This window comes from Ensifer sp. (assembly GCF_035999135.1).
GTDB lineage: Bacteria > Pseudomonadota > Alphaproteobacteria > Rhizobiales > Rhizobiaceae > Ensifer.
Window position 1 is genome coordinate 35918 of sequence record NZ_DASYGZ010000170.1, and the last position, 17482, is coordinate 53399.

Genomic DNA, 17482 nt, shown 5'->3' on the forward strand with positions numbered 1-17482 from the left:
CTCGGAGTGACGGCAGCGACGTGCGCGACGCTTCTTGCGGCGCTTCCGGCCGCGGCCAATCCGAGACTGGTCGTCGACGTCAATTCGTTGAAGGTCTACGAGCACCAGGATATCTTCCAGAAATGGTATCCGGCGTCGCTGACCAAGCTGATGACGGCCTATACGACGTTCCGCGCCATCAAGTCCGGGCAACTGACGCTCGAAAGCCCCGTGGTCATGACCAAGAACGCGGCCGCCGAACCGCCGAGCAAGATGTTCTACAAGCCCGGCCAGGCGATGACGCTCGACAGCGCCCTGAAGATGATGCTCGTCAAATCGGCAAACGACGTGGCCGTTGCGATCGCCGAGACGGTCGGCGGGTCCGAGCCCGCCTTCATCGCGCGGATGAACACCGAAGCGCGCCGCATCGGCATGACCTCGTCCAACTTCATCAATCCCAACGGGCTGCCCGGTCCCGGTCAGTATACGACGGCCCGCGATCTTGCGGTTCTCGCGATCACGATCAAGCGCGAGTTCCCGCAATACGCCTCCTATTTCTCGCTCGAAGGTTTTACGACCGGCAAGAAGGACTATCCGAACTACAACAAGCTGATCGGCCGCTTCGAAGGCGCTGACGGCATGAAGACGGGCTTCATCTGTGCATCCGGCTTCAACCAGGTGTCGTCTGCCACCCGAGACGGCCGCAGCGTCGTCTCGGTCGTGCTCGGCGAAGACAGCCTCGGCGCTCGCACCGACGAATCCGCGCGGCTGTTGCAGATGGCGCTGACGACGAGCGGCAACGGCAAGCCGTCGCTGGTGCAGATCCCCGCCTATGGCGACACGCGTGATATGGTTGCCGACGTCAGCAAGCAGATCTGCTCGAAGGCAGCCGCCAAGGTGCGCAGCGAGAGCCGCGACGAGGCGGGACGCCAGAAACTGCTTTCGCCCTATATCCACGAGATCAACCGGCCGTTGAAGCTCGCCTTCGCCGGCCTCATTCCCGGCAGCGGGGAAAAGGCGCCGAAGATCGTCGCCGAAGAGACCGCGCAAGGCGACGCTGCCAATGTGCCGATCCCGGTGCCGCGGCCGACATTCTGATCGGAGTTCATGATGGTTAGCCCCTTGCCGGCGGTGCCGGTCTCGATCCTCACCGGCTTTCTCGGTGCGGGCAAGACGACATTGCTCAACCGGCTCCTGAAGGATCCCGATCTTTCCGACACGGCCGTCATCATCAACGAATTCGGCGATGTCTCGATCGATCACCTTTTGGTGGAAGCCTCCAGCGACGGCGTCATCGAGCTATCCGACGGTTGCCTCTGCTGCACGGTGCGTGGCGAGCTGGTCGACACGCTTGCCGATCTGATGGACCGGATGCAGACCGGCAAGATCAAGCCGCTGAAGCGCGTCGTCATCGAAACCACCGGCCTTGCCGATCCGGCGCCGGTGCTGCAGTCGGTGATCGGCAATCCCGTCATCGCGCAGAATTTTCGCCTGGATGGCGTGGTCACCGTCGTCGATGCCGTCAACGGCCTGCAGACGATCGCCAATCACGATGAAGCCCTGAAGCAGGTCGCTGTTGCCGACCGTATCGTCGTCAGCAAGAGGGGGCTTGCCGAGGCCTCCATGCGCGACGCGCTGACGGCCCGCATCCGGGAGCTCAATCCGCGTGCGCCGCTGATCGACGGCGATAGCGACGAGGCGGGTCGCGCGCGGCTGTTCGAGTGCGGCCTCTACGATCCGTCCGCCAAGATCGCCGACGTCGGCCGCTGGCTGCAGGACGAGGCGGGCCACGACAACGGCGATCATCATCATCACGACGATCATCATGACCATGACCACGATGGCCATCACCATGGCCATGCGCACGATCATCACCATCATCATCACGACGTGAACCGGCATGGCGGCGACATTCGCTCGTTCAGCATCGTGCACGATCGGCCGATCGAGCCAATGGCGCTCGACATGTTCATCGACCTCCTGCGCTCGGCCCATGGCGAGAAGCTCTTGCGGATGAAGGCGATCGTCGCGGTCGCCGACCGGCCCGACCGGCCGCTGGTGCTGCACGGCGTGCAGAACGTCTTCCACACGCCGGAACGGCTTGCCGCCTGGCCAGACCCGAACGACCGGCGCACCCGCATGGTGCTGATCACCAAGGGGCTGACGGAAGAGTTCGTCCGCGACCTCTTCGACGCCTTTACCGGCAAACCGCGCATCGACCGGCCGGACGCGCAGGCGCTCTCGGACAACCCGCTCGCGATCCCGGGAATGCGGTTCTAAGCAAGCTCCAGGAAAAGTGCGAAGCGGTTTTCCGTCCGGAGTTGCGGCCGAGGCTTGAAGCAAGCTCCAGGAAAAGTGCGAAGCGGTTTTCCGTCCAAAGTTGCGGCCGACGCTTGAAGCCAGATCCAGGAAAAGTGCTAAAGCGCTTGTCCGTGCGGCAACCCTTCAGCAGCCCTTGCGAATGAGAAAGCGGTGGCCGCCGTCAGCGGCTGCGGACGCTTCAAGCGTGTGGCCGTCCTCGTTGCAGAAATGCGGAATATCGATCGCTGCCAGGGGGTCGGTGGTCTCGACCTCGATCAACGCACCCGGCGCCAGCGCGACCATGCGCTTGCGTGTCTTCAAAACGGGAAGGGGGCACTTAAGCCCCCTCAGGTCATAGACGATCTTTTTTTCGTCCGGCATCAATTGCCCCAGATCTTCCAGAACGGGCGCTTCTTTGGCGGCTCTTCGGTGATGACGGGCGTCTCTGGCGTCACGTCGGGGGCAGGCGCCGTCGCAACGGCGGCGGTCTGCTGCCCTGCGGCAGTGGTCGCTGTCGCACGTGTCTGCTTGCTCGTCTTTGCAGGCTCCTGTGCCTGCGGCGGCACGACGGCCTGTTGCCCGCTTGCCGGTTGGTCCGGCGTGATGACGACGGGAGCCGGCATCTGCAGTTCCGGTTCGCTCTTCGAGAACAGGCTCCAGAAGGACTTCTTCGGTTCCTCGACGGCCGCCTGCATCACCGGCTGCGGCACGGGATTGGCGGCGGGGACGGGCACGTGCTTGCCGCCATCGGTCGCCTTTTCGAGTTCCTTCTTCTGGATCTCGACGGCCTGCTTGGTCTCTTCCGCTTCCTTCTGATCGGCGATCTTCTTTTCGAGATCACTCGCCTTCATCATCTTGCCGGCGTCGAGCGAGTTGCCGGTCGGCGCATAGGCGAGTTCGCGGCCGACGCGCTGCTTGGCGACGATCGCCTTGCGCTCGGCTTCGCTTGGCTCGTACCAGACCATGCCGTCATACTTCTTCATGGCCTTGTCGTAGTCGGTTTGGTAGCTCTTCTCGAAGCTCGACATGGCGACCTGCAATGCCGGCGGCGTCGACATGGCCGGGCACTGTCCGCCAGGATTGAACGGACCGGACGCCTGCTGGTTGAAGACGTATTTCTTTTCGCAGACGTTGACTTCAGGCGGACGCTTGGTGACTTCGAACTGGTCGTAGCCTACCTTCAGCATCTTCCAGAAGTCGATGTTCGGATTGTCGCGGTGACGCGCCATGTTTTCCGCCGTCATGCGGAAGGGGAAGGCCTGAAGCTGCACGCTCTCCTGGCCGCCCTTGAAGCTGTCGCGGGCGAGCGCGAAGATCTCGATCATCTGTTCGTCGGTCATCGAATAGCAGCCCGACGACGAGCAGGCGCCGTGGATCATCAGGTGGGTGCCCTGGCGGCCGTTCGCCTTGTCGTAGGCGTTGGGGTAGCCGGTGTTGATCGCCAGATAATAGTTCGAATTCGGGTTCATCTGGCGCGGGAAGAGCGGATAGAAGCCTTCCGGCGCCTGACGGTCGCCTTCCTTCACCTTCGGGCCGAGCTTGCCCGACCAGGCGCAGATCTTGTAGGTCTTCAAAAGCTGGAAGCGATTGGCCGTGTTGGCCTTCCAGACCTCGAGCGTGCCTTCCTCCTTGAAGATACGCAGCGCGATCGGGGCCTGCTTCTGCATGCCAAGTTCGCTCATCTTTTTGACCATCGGAGCAGAGACCTGGTACTCGGTCTTGTTTTTGACGGACTTGATGTCGACCGACGTCGTGGCGTCGAGCGCTTCGTTGGTACAGCCGGTAAGCGCGGCGACAATGGCGGCGGAAGCGAAAAGATTCCAGAAACGCATCAGCAGAGGCCCGTTCAAACCCAACTCGAGTAGAAGAGCCCAGTCCACGGGGGGAGGGGCTCCTCAGAGAATCACTAAGCGATTATACTTCACGAATTCTTAACCCTGCAGGCAGCCCTGCCGACGACGCTGTTCATGACCTCATGAATATGGCCAAGATTTGGCCATAGTCCGCTTTCCGGTTGCGAAAGCCGCTCCCGCAATCGCTGCCACTGGTGGGGCGGGCAATCGTTCTTCGCCCGGGTCCCATTTCCTGCTTAGAGGTTGCGGCCGATATTGAGGTATTTCTGCCGGCGATCGGTGCGCAGCTGGTCGCCGCTGCGACCGGAGAGGTCCTTCAGCGCGTCGGCAATCACTGTCCCGGTGCGGTTGATGACGGCGTTCGGGTCGCGGTGGGCGCCGCCGACCGGTTCCTGGATGATGCCGTCGATGACGCCAAGGGCCTTCAGATCATCGGAGGTGATCTTCATGTTGCTGGCAGCCTCCTTGGCGCGGGTGGAATCGCGCCACAGGATCGAGGCGGCACCTTCCGGCGAGATGACGCTGTAGATCGCATGTTCGAGCATGTAGACGCGGTTGCCGGTGGCGATCGCGATCGCGCCGCCCGAACCGCCTTCGCCGATGACCACGGTGACGATCGGCACGCGCACGTTGAGGCAGGTCTCGGTCGAGCGGGCGATGGCTTCCGCCTGGCCGCGCTCTTCGGCGTTGACACCCGGATAGGCGCCTGCGGTGTCGACGAGCGTGATCAGCGGCAGGCCGAAACGATCGGCCATCTCCATGACGCGGATGGCCTTGCGGTAGCCTTCCGGTCGCGGGCTGCCGAAATTGTGCTTGATGCGCGACTTGGTGTCGTTGCCCTTTTCCTGGCCGAGGACGGCGACCGGCATGCCGCGGAAACGCGCAAGGCCGGCCTGGATGGCGTCGTCGTTGGCGAAATTGCGGTCGCCGGCGAGCGGCGTGAACTCGGTGAAGAGTTCGGCCGCATAGTCGAGAAAGTGTGGGCGCGAGGGGTGACGGGCGACCTGGGTCTTCTGCCAGGGCGTCAGCTTGGAATAGATCTCGGCCATCGCGTCGCGCACGCGCGTCTCCAGGCGCTCGATCTCATCCGAAGTGTTCACGCTCTCGTCTTCGCCGGCCAGCTTCTTGAGTTCAAGAATCTTGCCTTCGAGGTCGGAGATGGGTTTTTCGAAATCGAGATAGTTGTGCATGAGATGCGTTTCCGATCATTTTGCGACAAGGGTCTGCGGGCCGAAACCAGCCTGCCCGGCGGTCCTAATCCTGTTTTTTCGCCTGTTTGGCAAGAGGGTGATGGTTTTGCACGAGGTTGTGCAGCCGTTCTTCCAGCACATGCGTATAGATTTGTGTCGTTGAAATGTCCGAGTGGCCGAGCAGTTCCTGCACCGCGCGAAGGTCGGCGCCATTGGCAAGCAGGTGGCTCGCGAAGGCGTGACGCAGCACGTGCGGGGAGATGGTGGCGACCCTGACGCCGGCGCGCGCGGCCAGCGACTTCAGGTCCCTGGCAAAGACTTGGCGCGGCAGAAAGCCCTGCTTGCCAGAGGAGGGAAAGAGCCACGGGCTGTCGCGACTGCCGGCCTCCTCCTTGGCGACTTCCACGGCAAGGGCCGCGCCATAGTCGCGCATGGCGCGGATGGCGGCGTGGGAGAGCGGAACGAGCCGGTCCTTGTTGCCCTTTCCGCGGATCACCAGGAACCGGCCGTTCTGTTGCAGCACGCTAGCCGGAAGCGAGACAAGTTCGCTGACACGCATGCCGGTCGCATAGAGAAGTTCGATCAGCGCATGCATGCGCAGTTTCGTCAGGTGGTCGTCGCCGCCTGCTTTCGCCTCGCTCTCGGCCTGTCCGATCAGGCGCGAGACGTCCTCGACGCTCAGCGTCTTCGGCAGGCTGCGTCCCTTTTTCGGCGCATCGAGGATGCCGGTCGGATCGTCACCGCGCAAACCTTCGGCATAGAGGAACTTGTAGAATTGCCGCAGCGCCGACAGGCGCCGTGCCTGCGACGACGGCTTGAAACCCTGACCGGCGAGATGGGCGAGATAGGCGCGAAGGTCGTCCGGGTTCGCCGCCGTCAGTGCTGTTCCACGCGTGCGCAGATGCGAGGACGCATCCTCCAGGTCGCGCTCGTAGGATTGCAGCGTGTTGACTGCTGCACCGCGCTCGGCGCTCATCATTTCGAGGAAAGCCTCGACATGGGCGGCGGAAAGATCGCTCATTGGGTCTTGTTCACCCGCTCCGACGGGATCTTCACGGTCACGTCGCGCTCCGTCGGCTCGACGAAGGTGACGAGCGAGACCATCGTGCCGTAGACTATGCCCGCGATGACGGCGCAAAAGAACAGGAACCGGAAGAGGGTCGGCATTTCAATCTCCTCTGCATGGAGCCTTCGTCGAACGGAAAGCGCAGGCATGCAGGCGTTCAAACGGCCAGGGTGATCGCGCATCCGGATGAATGCGCGGCGCGATGGCGGGTGCCAGATCTATATGAACGCCACTTCGGCGGAGTTCAAGAACCGTGAGCGCACGCGCGCGACGACTTGACGCTCCTCCCCGATTTGTCGATATCGGAAGGGAATGGGGAACAAGAAGTCCAATGAACGACGTGATCGATCCGGTTTCGGCAACGCTGACAGAGCGGGCGAAGCTTGCGCTCGGTAAACGCAATCTCGTGTTCATCGGCCTGATGGGCGCCGGCAAGTCGGCGATCGGGCGATTGACGGCCCAGGCGCTCGGCATTCCCTTTGTCGATTCCGACCATGAGATCGAGCGCGTCTCGCGCATGACGATCAGCGATCTCTTCGCCCGCTATGGCGAGGAAGAGTTTCGCGCGCTCGAGACGCGGGTTTTGAAACGGCTTCTGCGCAGCGGACCGCGCGTGGTCTCGACCGGCGGCGGCGCCTATATCAACGAGCGCTCGCGCCGCCAGATCAAGAAGGGCGGCCTGACGGTCTGGCTGAACGCCGAGCTCGACGTGCTCTGGGAGCGGGTCAACAAGCGCGACACCCGGCCGCTGCTGAAGACGGAAAACCCCAGGCAGACGCTCGAAAACCTGATGAACGCGCGCTATCCGATCTATGCGCAGGCCGACCTGACGGTGCTGTCGCGCGATGTGAAGAAAGAGACGATGGTGGAAGATGTTCTCAACGCCGTCATCGAATACCAGGACAAGAAGACCCATGAATAGCCATGCGATGCCTGCCGCCGAACGCAAGGTCCGTGTCGATCTCGGCGACCGTTCCTACGATATCCTGATCGGCCCCGGGCTGATCGCGGCCGCTGGCCAGGAGATTGCTGCACGCCTGAAAGGGCGCAAGATGGCGGTCATTACCGACGAAAACGTTGCGCCGCTCTATCTCGAGCCGCTGATGGCGAGCTTCAAGGGCCACGACATCGACGCCGTGTCGCTGGTGCTTCCGGCCGGCGAGAAGACCAAGAGCTTCGAGCAATTGATCCCGGTCTGCGAAACCGTGCTCGGCGCCCGCATCGAACGCAACGACGCTGTGATTGCGCTCGGCGGCGGGGTCATCGGCGATCTCACCGGCTTTGCCGCCGGCATCGTGCGCCGCGGCTCGCGCTTCATCCAGATCCCGACGTCGCTGCTCGCCCAGGTCGATTCTTCCGTAGGCGGCAAGACCGGCATCAATTCGCCGCACGGCAAGAACCTTATCGGCGTTTTCCATCAGCCGGACCTGGTGCTGGCCGACACCGACGTGCTCGACACGCTGAGCGAGCGCGAGTTCCGCGCCGGTTATGCGGAAGTGGCGAAATACGGGTTGATCGACAAGCCGGAGTTTTTTGCCTGGCTCGAGAAGAACTGGCAGGCGGTCTTTGCCGGAGGCAGCGCTCGCATCGAGGCGATTGCCGTCAGCTGCCAGGCGAAGGCGGACGTCGTTGCCGCAGACGAGCGCGAAAACGGCCAACGCGCGCTTCTCAATCTCGGCCATACCTTCGGCCATGCACTGGAAGCGGCAACCGAATATGACAGTGCCCGCCTTGTGCACGGCGAGGGCGTCTCGATCGGTATGGTTCTGGCGCACCAGTTCTCGACGCGCATGAACCTTGCGAGCACCGACGACGCGACCCGTGTCGAGGCGCATCTGAGGGCCGTTGGCCTGCCGACGCGTATGTCGGAAATCCCCGGCACCCTGCCGCCGGCCGAACGGTTGATGGACGCGATCGCCCAGGACAAGAAGGTCAAGGGCGGCAAGCTCACCTTCATCCTGACGCGCGGCATCGGGCAATCCTTCGTTGCCGATGACGTGCCGTCGTCGGAGGTCTTGAGCTTCCTGAGGGAAAAACATCCGCAATGACCGGCGAAGCCTTCATTGCCTTCCTGGCGGAATACTGGCTGTCGATCCTTTCGGTTTTCGGCCTGCTGGTGCTGTCCGCCTTCTTCTCGGGCTCCGAAACGGCGCTGACGGCCGCTTCGCGCTCGCGCATGCATACGCTCGAAAACAATGGCGAGGAGCGCGCCGGCATCGTCAACCGGTTGATCGAACGGCGCGACCGGCTGATCGGCACGCTTCTGATCGGCAACAGTCTCGTCAACATCCTTGCTTCGTCACTGACGACGAGCCTGCTGATCGGTCTTTTCGGCGATAGCGGCGTGGCGATTGCGACGATAGCCTTGACGGTGCTGCTCGTGATCTTTTCGGAAGTTCTGCCGAAGAGCTGGGCGATTGCATCGCCCGATCGTTTTGCGCTCGCTGTCGCGCCGTTGGTTCGACCCTTCGTGGCGATCGTCGGGCCGGTTTCCAGCCTCGTCAACGGGATCGTCCGGCGCATCCTCAATCTCTTCGGCGTCAATCTTGCCGCCGACATGTCGATGCTTTCGGCGCATGAGGAGCTGCGCGGCGCCGTGGATTTCCTGCACCGGGAGGGCTCGGTAATCAAGGCCGACCGCGACCGGCTGGGCGGCGTGCTCGATCTCGGCGAGCTCGAAATCTCCGACATCATGATCCACCGCACCAACATGCGGGCGATCAATGCCGACGAACCGCCGGAGGTCTGCGTTCGCGACATTCTCGAAAGCCCGTTCACCCGGCTGCCGGTGTGGCGCGGCTCGACCGACAACATCATCGGCGTCGTGCATTCCAAGGACCTGCTTCGGGCGCTCGCCGAGCCCAATGTCGAGCCGGAAAACCTCGATATCGTCAAGATCGCGCAAAAACCCTGGTTCGTACCGGATACGACCAACCTCAAGGACCAGCTGAACGCGTTCCTGCGCCGCAAGCTGCATCTGGCGATCGTCGTCGACGAATATGGCCAGGTTCAGGGTCTGGTGACGCTGGAGGATATTCTGGAAGAGATCGTCGGCGACATCGCCGACGAGCACGATCTCGATATCCAGGGCGTGCGCCAGGAAGCGGACGGGTCGATCGTCGTCGATGGTTCGGTGCCGATCCGCGACCTCAACCGGGCCCTCGACTGGTCGCTGCCGGACGAAGAGGCGACGACGGTTGCCGGTCTCGTGATCCACGAGTCCAAGAGCATTCCCGAGGAACGTCAGGCCTTCACCTTCCACGGTAAGCGTTTCATCGTGATGAAACGGGTGAAGAACCGGATCACCAAGCTGCGCATCCGCCCGGCGGAAGAGGGTGCTCCGCCGGCCTGATTGGCTACCAGCGCGTAGGCTCTCCGGGGGCGGCGACCTCGACCGCCAGCGCATGCAGGCCGGCGTCGAGTTCGGGCTTCAGCAGATCGTTGATCGCGCGGTGACGGGCAACGCGGCTCATGCCGGCAAAGGCGCTCGACACGATGCGCACCCGCATATGGGATTCGCCACCGCCATCAAAGCCGGGCTGGTGTCCGGCGTGCATGTGGCTCTCGTTGATGACCGCAAGCCTTTCGGGATGGAAGGCTTCGGTCAGCTTCTTTTCGATCGTGTCGGTGAGCGACATTCTTCCGTCCCATTTTGCTGTTTGCTTGGCGCCCCCTCGCAAGTCAGCAGTACCCCGGCAATCGCGGGCTCGGCGGCGCAAAATGCCCGCACAAAGCCAGCAACATTCCGCTTTGTCAATTCTTGTTGTGGCCCCGGCCAAACCCCATAATGAGCGCCATGAGACTCGATTCAAAATACTTCGATCGCATTCGCACCCGGCGCAAGGTGGAGCCGCAGGCGGAGCCGGCGGCGCCCGTGTGCCAGTGGGACGGTTGCGACCAGAAGGGCGTGCATCGGGCACCCGTCGGCCGCAATGCCGAGGGCCAGTACTTCATGTTCTGTTTCGAGCATGTGAAGGAGTACAACAAGGGCTACAATTTCTTCTCCGGCCTCTCCGACAGCGAGGTCGCGCGCTACCAGAAGGAAGCGATCACCGGTCATCGGCCGACCTGGACGGTCGGCGTCAACAAGAATGCCAAGAACGGCCCGACCCAGTCGCAGACGCGGTCCGGCTCCGCTGGCGCGCAGGCCCGCATGCGCGATCCCTTCGGCTTCGTCAGCGAGGCGCGGGCGCGATCCGGTCGTCCGGAGCCCCGTCAGCGCAAGCTGAAGACGCTCGAGGCGAAGGCCTTCGAGACGCTCGGTCTCGGTGCTTCGGCGACGACTGCCGACATCAAGGCGGCCTACAAGGACCTCGTCAAGAAGCATCACCCCGATGCCAATGGCGGAGACAGAGGATCGGAAGAGCGTTTTCGCGCGGTTATTCAGGCCTACCAATTGTTAAAACAGGCTGGTTTCTGCTAACAACCCGGATTAATACAGAAGCACTTTTGCAGGCGAATGCGCGGGTGCCGTCCGGTGGCCGCTCTGGAGACATGATGAGCAAGATTGACCTCGACATTTCCAACCTCCCCGACACGACGATCTCCGTCCGGGAGGTTTTCGGCATTGATACGGATTTGCGCGTTCCTGCCTACTCGAAGGGCGACGCCTATGTGCCGGACCTCGATCCGGACTACCTCTTCGACCGCGAAACCACGCTCGCCATTCTCGCAGGCTTCGCCCATAACCGACGCGTGATGGTGTCGGGCTATCACGGCACCGGCAAGTCGACCCATATCGAGCAGGTCGCCGCCCGCCTCAACTGGCCGTGCGTGCGCGTCAACCTCGACAGCCATGTCAGCCGTATCGACCTCGTCGGCAAGGATGCGATCGTCGTCAAGGACGGCATGCAGGTCACCGAGTTCAAGGACGGCATCCTGCCCTGGGCCTACCAGCACAATGTCGCGCTCGTCTTCGACGAGTACGATGCCGGCCGGCCGGACGTGATGTTCGTCATCCAGCGCGTGCTGGAATCCTCCGGCCGCCTGACGCTGCTCGACCAGAGCCGCGTCATTCGCCCGCACCCGGCCTTCCGCCTGTTTGCGACCGCCAACACGGTCGGCCTCGGCGACACCACCGGCCTCTACCACGGCACGCAGCAGATCAACCAGGCGCAGATGGACCGCTGGTCGATCGTGACGACGCTCAACTACCTGCCGCATGACAAGGAAGTCGACATCGTCGCCGCCAAGGTCAAGGGCTTCACGGCCGACAAGGGCCGCGAGACCGTTTCCAAGATGGTTCGCGTTGCCGACCTTACCCGTGCAGCCTTCATCAACGGCGATCTTTCGACCGTCATGAGCCCGCGCACCGTCATCACCTGGGCCGAGAACGCGCATATCTTCGGCGACATCGCCTTTGCCTTCCGCGTGACCTTCCTCAACAAGTGCGACGAGCTGGAGCGGGCGCTGGTCGCCGAGCACTATCAGCGCGCCTTCGGCATCGAGCTCAAGGAAAGCGCTGCCAACATCGTGCTTGAAGCCACCGCTTGAGCCATGGCGGAGGCGAAGGGCACGGGCGCGCTTCGCTTCGTTGAAGAAAAGAGCGTCACGAAGACCGCAAGCGCGGTCTTCAAGGGCCTCAAGGCCTTCAATCTCGAAAAGGCGGGAAGTGCCAAATACAAGCGCTTCGCCGTTTCGGTGCGTGACGACAGCGACGAGATCGTAGGCGGCATCGTCGCCTACACCGCGTGGAACTGGTGCTTCATCGAACTGCTCTGGGTAGACGAGGCGCTGAGGGGATCGGGCAGCGGGCGAGAGCTCGTTGCGCGTGTCGAGGCGATCGCCGCAAATCGCGGCGCCCGCTACGTCTATGTCGACACGTTCAGCTTCCAGGGCGACGGCTTCTATCAGAAGCTGGGTTATGAGGTTTATGGCAAACTCGATGATTTCCCGCAGGGCTTTCATCGTCTCTGGCTGAAAAAGGAACTGTCGTGAGCTCGAACTCGAAGGCAAAGCCAACCACGCGCGAGAATGCAGCGGAACCGTTCAAGCGGGCGCTTTCCGGCTGCATCCGATCGATCGCGGGCGATGCCGAAGTTGAAGTCGCTTTCGCCAACGAGCGACCGGGCATGACGGGCGAGCGTATCCGCCTGCCGGAACTTTCCAAGCGCCCGACGCTGCAGGAGCTGAGCGTCACCCGTGGCCTCGGCGACAGCATGGCGCTGCGCAAGGCCTGTCACGATGCCCGCATCCACGCGACCATGTCGCCGCAGGGTGCCGACGCGCGCGCGATCTTCGACGCGGTGGAGCAGGCGCGTGTCGAGGCGATCGGCGCGCTGCGCATGGCCGGCGTTGCCAAGAACCTCAACGTCATGCTTTCGGAAAAATACGCCAAGGCGAACTTCGCCACGATCGAGCGCCAGGCCGACGCACCGCTCGGCGAAGCCGTGGCGCTCCTGGTGCGCGAGAAGCTCACTGGCGAGAAGCCGCCGGCATCGGCCGGCAAGGTGCTCGACCTCTGGCGCGAGTTCATCGAAGGCAAGGCGTCGGGCGATATCAAGAACCTGTCGTCGGCGATCAACGACCAGCAGGCTTTCGCCCGCGTCGTGCGCGACATGCTGACCTCGATGGAGGTCGCAGAGAAGTACGGCGACGACGACAACGAGCCGGACGATCAGGACAGCGAGACCGACGAGGACCAGCCGCGCAGCCAGGAGCAGGACGAGAACGCCAGCGACGAGGAAGCCGGCGACGATGCCGCACCCGCCGACGAGAACCAGGCTGCTGAAGAGCAGATGGAAGAAGGCGAGATGGACGGCGCGGAAATCTCCGACGATGATCTCCAGGACGAGGGCGACGAGGACAGCGAGACGCCTGGCGAGGTCAAGCGACCGAACCAGCCCTTCGCCGACTTCAACGAAAAAGTCGACTACACCGTCTTTACCCGCGAGTTCGACGAGACCATCGCGTCCGAAGAGCTTTGCGACGAAGCCGAACTCGACCGGCTGCGCGCCTTCCTCGACAAGCAGCTTGCCCATCTCCAGGGCGCGGTCGGGCGGCTTGCCAACCGGCTGCAGCGCCGGCTGATGGCGCAGCAGAACCGCTCCTGGGAGTTCGATCTCGAAGAGGGTTATCTCGACTCGGCGCGGCTTCAGCGCATCATCATCGATCCGATGCAGCCGCTCTCCTTCAAGCGCGAGAAGGACACCAACTTCCGCGACACCGTCGTGACGCTGCTGATCGACAATTCCGGCTCGATGCGCGGCCGTCCGATCACGGTGGCCGCCACCTGCGCCGACATTCTTGCGCGCACGCTCGAGCGCTGCGGCGTCAAGGTCGAGATCCTCGGCTTCACCACCAAGGCGTGGAAAGGCGGGCAATCGCGCGAGAAGTGGCTGGCCGGCGGCAAGCCGCAGGCGCCGGGCCGGCTCAACGACCTGCGCCACATCGTCTACAAGTCTGCCGACGCTCCCTGGCGTCGGGCGCGCCGCAATCTCGGCCTGATGATGCGCGAGGGCCTGCTCAAGGAGAACATCGATGGCGAGGCGCTGATCTGGGCGCATGAGCGGCTGATGGCGCGACGCGAGCAGCGCCGCATCCTGATGATGATCTCCGATGGTGCGCCGGTCGACGACTCGACGCTGTCGGTCAATCCCGGCAATTATCTGGAGCGCCACCTGCGCGCCGTCATCGAGCAGATCGAGACGCGCTCGCCTGTCGAACTGCTCGCGATCGGCATCGGCCACGACGTGACGCGCTACTACCGTCGCGCCGTGACCATCGTCGATGCCGACGAGCTCGCGGGCGCCATGACCGAGCAGCTGGCGGCGCTGTTTGAGGACGAGAGCCAGCGCCGTGGTTCCTCGCGCCTGCGCCGGGCCGGTTAACCGGTCCATCCGGTGGCGGCGTCGCGCCGCTTCCGGTTGCCTGCGCGGGTCGGCAGACCTGTCCGCGGATCAAAGTCAATTTACGGACACAGTTTTACAGTCTACCAAGCTACCATGCGTGGCGGCGCTCCCAGCGCTGCACGCAGATCTTTTGCATTTCTCCCCTGAAGGTACGTCTCCCCATGCTTGGCCGTGGCCTCTTCGCCCTATTTCTCCTGGCTTCGGCCAGCTCGGCATGGTCCGCGGCGGCCAGCGAAACGCTGCCGATCCGCAGCCGTCAGATCAGCAATTTCGAGGTTGGTTCCAGCGCCACCCGGTTCGGCGCACTGGAGTTTGTCGGCGGCCTGGAGATGACCTCGTCGAACGCCCTGTTCGGCGCTGTGTCGGCGATCCGCTTCCGTCCTGATGGGACCTCCTTCGTCGCCGTGATGGACACCGGCCATTGGCTTTCGGGCGCCGTGACCCGCGATGCCGAAGGACGACTTTCCGGCGTCACCGATCTCGTCGCCACGCCGATGGCCGACCGCAATGGCGACGTCGGCCTTGCGAAGTGGAAGGTGGATTCCGAGGGGCTTGCGCTGCGCCAAGGACAGGCGATCGTCAGCTACGAACAGGCGCACCGCATCGACATCTATCCGGATCCGGGTTTTGCCGCTTCCACGCCGATCGGAAGCCTGGAACTGCCATTTCCGATCAGCGAGCTCCGCAGCAATGCCGGCATCGAAACGATTGCCGTCTCGCCGAAGGACAGCCCGCTCGCCGGCGCGATGATCGCGATTGCCGAGCGCAGCGTCGACAAGGCCGACAACCTGCTGGCCGGCATTCTCGACGGCCCGCAGCGCGGGGCCTTTTCGGTGGTGCGCAAGGACCCCTATGCGGCGACTGACGGCGCGTTCCTGCCGAATGGCGACCTGCTGCTGCTCGAGCGGCGCTTCTCGTTCGGCTCCGGTCTCGGCATGCAGATCCGCCGCATTGCCGGCGACACGATCAAGCCGGGCGCCGTCGTCGACGGCGAGGTGATCTTCGAGGCGGACATGCGCTATCAGATCGACAACATGGAAGGTCTCGACGTCCTCGTCCGGCCCGATGGCGAAATCCGCGTGATCGTCGTCTCCGATGACAATCACTCGATCCTCGAGCGCAACCTGATGCTCGAGTTCCGCCTGACGACGGCCCTGACGCAGTAAAGCGATACGCGGCTGGAAGGCAGTCCAGGGCGAAGCGATGAGCGGCTTACAGCCCGTATTGTGAAGGCTGGAACAAGGCTGCATCAAGGTTTGGGCCGGACCGGCCACCCCGTCTGCCACGCGACCCGGTTGACTTTCCCAGGTGCTTGACACGCCGTACGTGCGGGCCTATTGGCCAGCCGTTCGTTGAAGGAGACCTATGCGCAGAGGCTGAAAATTTGTCCGCAACCGCGGTTTAAATAGGCGCTTGCGACAGCGCCGCGCGTCCCTTCGGGCGTGCAACGGACGCTGTCGCGTTTTGAATTGCTGCATGCCTTGTCCTTTGGTCGGCAACGATCATGGCAAGCACGTGGTGGGCGCCGTCTCTTGACGCATATCTACCAAACGGAAAAATCATGAAAAACATGGATGTGATCATCCGCGCCTATGAGGCTGCGGATATGGAAGACTTGTCGGCCATCTGGTTCGAAGCCTCGACAACGGCGCATGCCTTTGTCGGCGAGGCCCGCCTTCGCGAGCAGCGCGTGCTGATCGAAACCGTGTATCTGCCGAAGGCGGAGACATGGGTCGCGACGCGCAATGGTGCGCCGGCGGGGTTCGTCAGCCTGCTCGACGATTTCATCGGCGGGCTGTTCGTGTCACCGCGCCATCAGGGCGCCGGCATCGGGCGCCTCCTGGTGGCGCACGCCCTGCAGCTGAAGGGCCAGCTTCGCCTGGAGGTCTACACCGCCAATGCGCAGGCCCATGCCTTCTACGCAAACCTGGGCTTCGAAGAACTGTCCCGACGGCCGAATGACGACGAGGGCCTGCCCTTTGAAAACGCCCAGATGCTTCTGAAGCGGCGTTGACGAACGAAAGTGGGGAAGGGCGGCTGTCGCCGTCCTTCCCCGTGTCGTTTTCTAAGTCCGGCTGGGATGCCCCGCAGCTATCAGGCGCGAATCTTGGCTTCTGCCGGCGGCATAGGCTTGATCAGGTTCATCAGCGCGCCATAGGGCAGAAGCATGACGAGACCGCAGAGGATCTTGACGCTGAGGTCGCCGATCGCCCAGGAAATCCAGCGCGGCGCCTCGGTCGAAAGCACGCCGAGCAGCGGTGCTGTCTCCAGCGCAAAGCTGTCGTTCGGCCCGAAGAACACGAAGTACGGCGCAAAGGCGAATGAGAAGAACAGCGCGGTGTCGAGCGCCGAGCCGATCAGCGAGCCTGCGAGCGGCGCGTGCCACCAGCTCTGGCGGCGCAGCCTGTTGAACACCGAGATGTCCAGCAACTGGCCAAACAGGAAGGCCGAGCCGGACGCAATCGCGATGCGCGGCGTGGCGGCGACGAAAGACAGGAGAACTGCGACGATGAAGCCTGCGACCACCACCCGGCGGGCGATGCGTGGTCCGAACTGGCGGTTTGTCAGGTCGGTCACGAGGAAGGCGAAGGGATAGCTGAAGGCGCCCCAGGTGAGCAGGTCACCCAGCTGCATGCCGGCGATCGAGCCCGGCAGCGGATATTGAACCAGGAAGTTCGAGGCCACGACCACGAGGGTCATGAGGGCGACATAGACGAAGAATGTGCGGTTTATCAGCATTTTTTTATCCTGGGAGATGCCACCAGCTAGAGGAATCGGAGCCGGGCGGAACGTCCGGCCGACGAGTGTAAAATATGCGCACGAGAAAAAGGCTTGCCGGATGAACCCGCAAGCCTTTTAAACGCGTGTCAAAGACAGGACGCTGGCGCCGATCAGGCGGCTTCAGCAACCTTCTTGACGATCTGGCGACGCAGCAGGCGAGCGCGCATGCTCAGCTCGTTCTCGTCCGACTTCAGCAGGAAGGCGTCGAGGCCGCCACGGTGTTCAACCGAGCGGAGAGCAGCTGCGGAAACGCGCAGGCGGTAGCGCTGGCCGAGAGCATCGGAAATCAGCGTGACGTTGCACAGGTTCGGCAGGAACCGGCGCTTGGTCTTGTTGTTGGCGTGGCTTACATTGTTGCCCGACTGGACGCCCTTGCCGGTCAATTCGCAACTACGGGACATGGTACACCTATTTCTTTATCGCCGCCGGACAATGCGGTAGCGGGCCCAGAGCCCAGGCCGC

The 17482-nt window shown here is 63.1% G+C and carries 19 protein-coding genes; 11 read left to right on the forward strand and 8 right to left on the reverse strand.

What is annotated here, in order from left to right; all coding sequences use genetic code 11:
- Positions 1-6 precede the first annotated feature (6 nt).
- Positions 7-1077, forward strand: a complete 1071-nt coding sequence (locus VGO12_RS22235; protein ID WP_414650763.1) for a D-alanyl-D-alanine carboxypeptidase family protein — start codon at positions 7-9, stop codon at positions 1075-1077.
- A 12-nt stretch (positions 1078-1089) separates the two neighbouring features.
- On the forward strand, positions 1090-2259 hold the full coding sequence (locus tag VGO12_RS22240) for a GTP-binding protein (protein ID WP_327514928.1): 1170 nt from the start codon (positions 1090-1092) through the stop codon (positions 2257-2259).
- Between the two features lie 165 nt (positions 2260-2424).
- Here the strand turns inward: VGO12_RS22240 and VGO12_RS22245 are convergent, their stop codons facing one another.
- The 5 genes from VGO12_RS22245 to VGO12_RS22265 all read right to left on the reverse strand — a co-directional run bounded on the left by VGO12_RS22245 (position 2425) and on the right by VGO12_RS22265 (position 6490).
- Positions 2425-2661, reverse strand: coding sequence for a sulfurtransferase TusA family protein (locus VGO12_RS22245; protein WP_327514914.1), 237 nt, complete (start codon positions 2659-2661; stop codon positions 2425-2427).
- The gene (locus tag VGO12_RS22250) at positions 2661-4112 is read right to left on the reverse strand and encodes a murein L,D-transpeptidase family protein (RefSeq protein WP_327514915.1); all 1452 of its coding nucleotides are present in this window, start codon (positions 4110-4112) and stop codon (positions 2661-2663) included. The genes VGO12_RS22245 and VGO12_RS22250 overlap by 1 nt, the downstream gene beginning before the upstream one ends.
- Before the next feature lie 257 nt (positions 4113-4369).
- Positions 4370-5323, reverse strand: a complete 954-nt coding sequence (locus VGO12_RS22255; protein ID WP_327514916.1) for an acetyl-CoA carboxylase carboxyltransferase subunit alpha — start codon at positions 5321-5323, stop codon at positions 4370-4372.
- A gap of 64 nt (positions 5324-5387) precedes the next feature.
- Positions 5388-6344, reverse strand: coding sequence for a site-specific tyrosine recombinase XerD (xerD, locus tag VGO12_RS22260; protein ID WP_327514917.1), 957 nt, complete (start codon positions 6342-6344; stop codon positions 5388-5390).
- Positions 6341-6490: a hypothetical protein gene (locus VGO12_RS22265; protein ID WP_104664452.1), complete on the reverse strand. Its 150-nt coding sequence runs from the start codon at positions 6488-6490 to the stop codon at positions 6341-6343. Before VGO12_RS22265 ends, xerD begins: the two co-directional genes overlap by 4 nt.
- A gap of 230 nt (positions 6491-6720) precedes the next feature.
- Between VGO12_RS22265 and VGO12_RS22270 the strand changes: the two genes are divergently transcribed.
- Genes VGO12_RS22270 through VGO12_RS22280 form a run of 3 tightly spaced genes read left to right on the forward strand, consistent with a single transcriptional unit; the run spans position 6721 to position 9741 of the window.
- A complete protein-coding gene (locus tag VGO12_RS22270) occupies positions 6721-7311 on the forward strand; it encodes a shikimate kinase (RefSeq protein WP_327514918.1) in 591 nt (196 codons plus the stop codon).
- Positions 7304-8437, forward strand: coding sequence for a 3-dehydroquinate synthase (gene aroB, locus VGO12_RS22275; RefSeq protein ID WP_327514919.1), 1134 nt, complete (start codon positions 7304-7306; stop codon positions 8435-8437). The genes VGO12_RS22270 and aroB overlap by 8 nt, the downstream gene beginning before the upstream one ends.
- Positions 8434-9741: an HlyC/CorC family transporter gene (locus tag VGO12_RS22280; protein WP_327514920.1), complete on the forward strand. Its 1308-nt coding sequence runs from the start codon at positions 8434-8436 to the stop codon at positions 9739-9741. Before aroB ends, VGO12_RS22280 begins: the two co-directional genes overlap by 4 nt.
- Before the next feature lie 4 nt (positions 9742-9745).
- Here VGO12_RS22280 and VGO12_RS22285 read toward each other — a convergent pair whose 3' ends face one another.
- Positions 9746-10027, reverse strand: coding sequence for a BolA family transcriptional regulator (locus VGO12_RS22285; protein ID WP_327514921.1), 282 nt, complete (start codon positions 10025-10027; stop codon positions 9746-9748).
- 149 nt (positions 10028-10176) lie between these two features.
- On the opposite strand from VGO12_RS22285, the gene VGO12_RS22290 reads away from it, so the two are divergent.
- The 6 genes from VGO12_RS22290 (at position 10177) to VGO12_RS22315 (ending at position 16253) form a co-directional block, all read left to right on the forward strand.
- The gene (locus VGO12_RS22290) at positions 10177-10812 is read left to right on the forward strand and encodes a J domain-containing protein (RefSeq protein WP_034806549.1); all 636 of its coding nucleotides are present in this window, start codon (positions 10177-10179) and stop codon (positions 10810-10812) included.
- Positions 10813-10886: 74 nt separating this feature from the next.
- Positions 10887-11882 carry a cobaltochelatase subunit CobS gene (cobS, locus tag VGO12_RS22295; RefSeq protein WP_043623109.1) on the forward strand — a complete coding sequence of 332 codons (996 nt, stop codon included), beginning with the start codon at positions 10887-10889 and terminating at the stop codon, positions 11880-11882.
- 3 nt (positions 11883-11885) lie between these two features.
- Positions 11886-12326, forward strand: coding sequence for a GNAT family N-acetyltransferase (locus VGO12_RS22300; RefSeq protein WP_327514922.1), 441 nt, complete (start codon positions 11886-11888; stop codon positions 12324-12326).
- A complete protein-coding gene (cobT, locus tag VGO12_RS22305) occupies positions 12302-14218 on the forward strand; it encodes a cobaltochelatase subunit CobT (RefSeq protein WP_414650764.1) in 1917 nt (638 codons plus the stop codon). The genes VGO12_RS22300 and cobT overlap by 25 nt, the downstream gene beginning before the upstream one ends.
- 182 nt (positions 14219-14400) lie before the next feature.
- Complete coding sequence (locus VGO12_RS22310) at positions 14401-15405, forward strand: esterase-like activity of phytase family protein (RefSeq protein ID WP_327514924.1); 1005 nt, start codon at positions 14401-14403, stop codon at positions 15403-15405.
- A gap of 395 nt (positions 15406-15800) precedes the next feature.
- On the forward strand, positions 15801-16253 hold the full coding sequence (locus tag VGO12_RS22315) for a GNAT family N-acetyltransferase (RefSeq protein ID WP_327514925.1): 453 nt from the start codon (positions 15801-15803) through the stop codon (positions 16251-16253).
- Between the two features lie 80 nt (positions 16254-16333).
- Here VGO12_RS22315 and VGO12_RS22320 read toward each other — a convergent pair whose 3' ends face one another.
- Together VGO12_RS22320 and rpmB are read right to left on the reverse strand one after the other, a co-directional pair.
- Positions 16334-16978, reverse strand: coding sequence for a VUT family protein (locus VGO12_RS22320; RefSeq protein ID WP_327514926.1), 645 nt, complete (start codon positions 16976-16978; stop codon positions 16334-16336).
- Positions 16979-17130: 152 nt separating this feature from the next.
- The gene (rpmB, locus tag VGO12_RS22325) at positions 17131-17421 is read right to left on the reverse strand and encodes a 50S ribosomal protein L28 (RefSeq protein ID WP_034806568.1); all 291 of its coding nucleotides are present in this window, start codon (positions 17419-17421) and stop codon (positions 17131-17133) included.
- Positions 17422-17482: the final 61 nt, after the last annotated feature.

Excerpts from the sequence above, each read along its gene's own strand:
- VGO12_RS22240 (WP_327514928.1), top strand. The coding sequence starts at position 1,090 with ATGGTTAGCCCCTTGCCGGCGGTGCCGGTCTCGATCCTCACCGGCTTT.
- VGO12_RS22245 (WP_327514914.1), bottom strand. The coding sequence starts at position 2,661 with ATGCCGGACGAAAAAAAGATCGTCTATGACCTGAGGGGGCTTAAGTGC.
- VGO12_RS22250 (WP_327514915.1), bottom strand. The coding sequence starts at position 4,112 with ATGCGTTTCTGGAATCTTTTCGCTTCCGCCGCCATTGTCGCCGCGCTT.
- VGO12_RS22255 (WP_327514916.1), bottom strand. The coding sequence starts at position 5,323 with ATGCACAACTATCTCGATTTCGAAAAACCCATCTCCGACCTCGAAGGC.
- xerD (WP_327514917.1), bottom strand. The coding sequence starts at position 6,344 with ATGAGCGATCTTTCCGCCGCCCATGTCGAGGCTTTCCTCGAAATGATG.
- VGO12_RS22265 (WP_104664452.1), bottom strand. The coding sequence starts at position 6,490 with ATGCCGACCCTCTTCCGGTTCCTGTTCTTTTGCGCCGTCATCGCGGGC.
- VGO12_RS22270 (WP_327514918.1), top strand. The coding sequence starts at position 6,721 with ATGAACGACGTGATCGATCCGGTTTCGGCAACGCTGACAGAGCGGGCG.
- aroB (WP_327514919.1), top strand. The coding sequence starts at position 7,304 with ATGAATAGCCATGCGATGCCTGCCGCCGAACGCAAGGTCCGTGTCGAT.
- VGO12_RS22280 (WP_327514920.1), top strand. The coding sequence starts at position 8,434 with ATGACCGGCGAAGCCTTCATTGCCTTCCTGGCGGAATACTGGCTGTCG.
- VGO12_RS22285 (WP_327514921.1), bottom strand. The coding sequence starts at position 10,027 with ATGTCGCTCACCGACACGATCGAAAAGAAGCTGACCGAAGCCTTCCAT.
- VGO12_RS22290 (WP_034806549.1), top strand. The coding sequence starts at position 10,177 with ATGAGCGCCATGAGACTCGATTCAAAATACTTCGATCGCATTCGCACC.
- cobS (WP_043623109.1), top strand. The coding sequence starts at position 10,887 with ATGAGCAAGATTGACCTCGACATTTCCAACCTCCCCGACACGACGATC.
- VGO12_RS22300 (WP_327514922.1), top strand. The coding sequence starts at position 11,886 with ATGGCGGAGGCGAAGGGCACGGGCGCGCTTCGCTTCGTTGAAGAAAAG.
- VGO12_RS22310 (WP_327514924.1), top strand. The coding sequence starts at position 14,401 with ATGCTTGGCCGTGGCCTCTTCGCCCTATTTCTCCTGGCTTCGGCCAGC.
- VGO12_RS22315 (WP_327514925.1), top strand. The coding sequence starts at position 15,801 with ATGAAAAACATGGATGTGATCATCCGCGCCTATGAGGCTGCGGATATG.
- VGO12_RS22320 (WP_327514926.1), bottom strand. The coding sequence starts at position 16,978 with ATGCTGATAAACCGCACATTCTTCGTCTATGTCGCCCTCATGACCCTC.
- rpmB (WP_034806568.1), bottom strand. The coding sequence starts at position 17,421 with ATGTCCCGTAGTTGCGAATTGACCGGCAAGGGCGTCCAGTCGGGCAAC.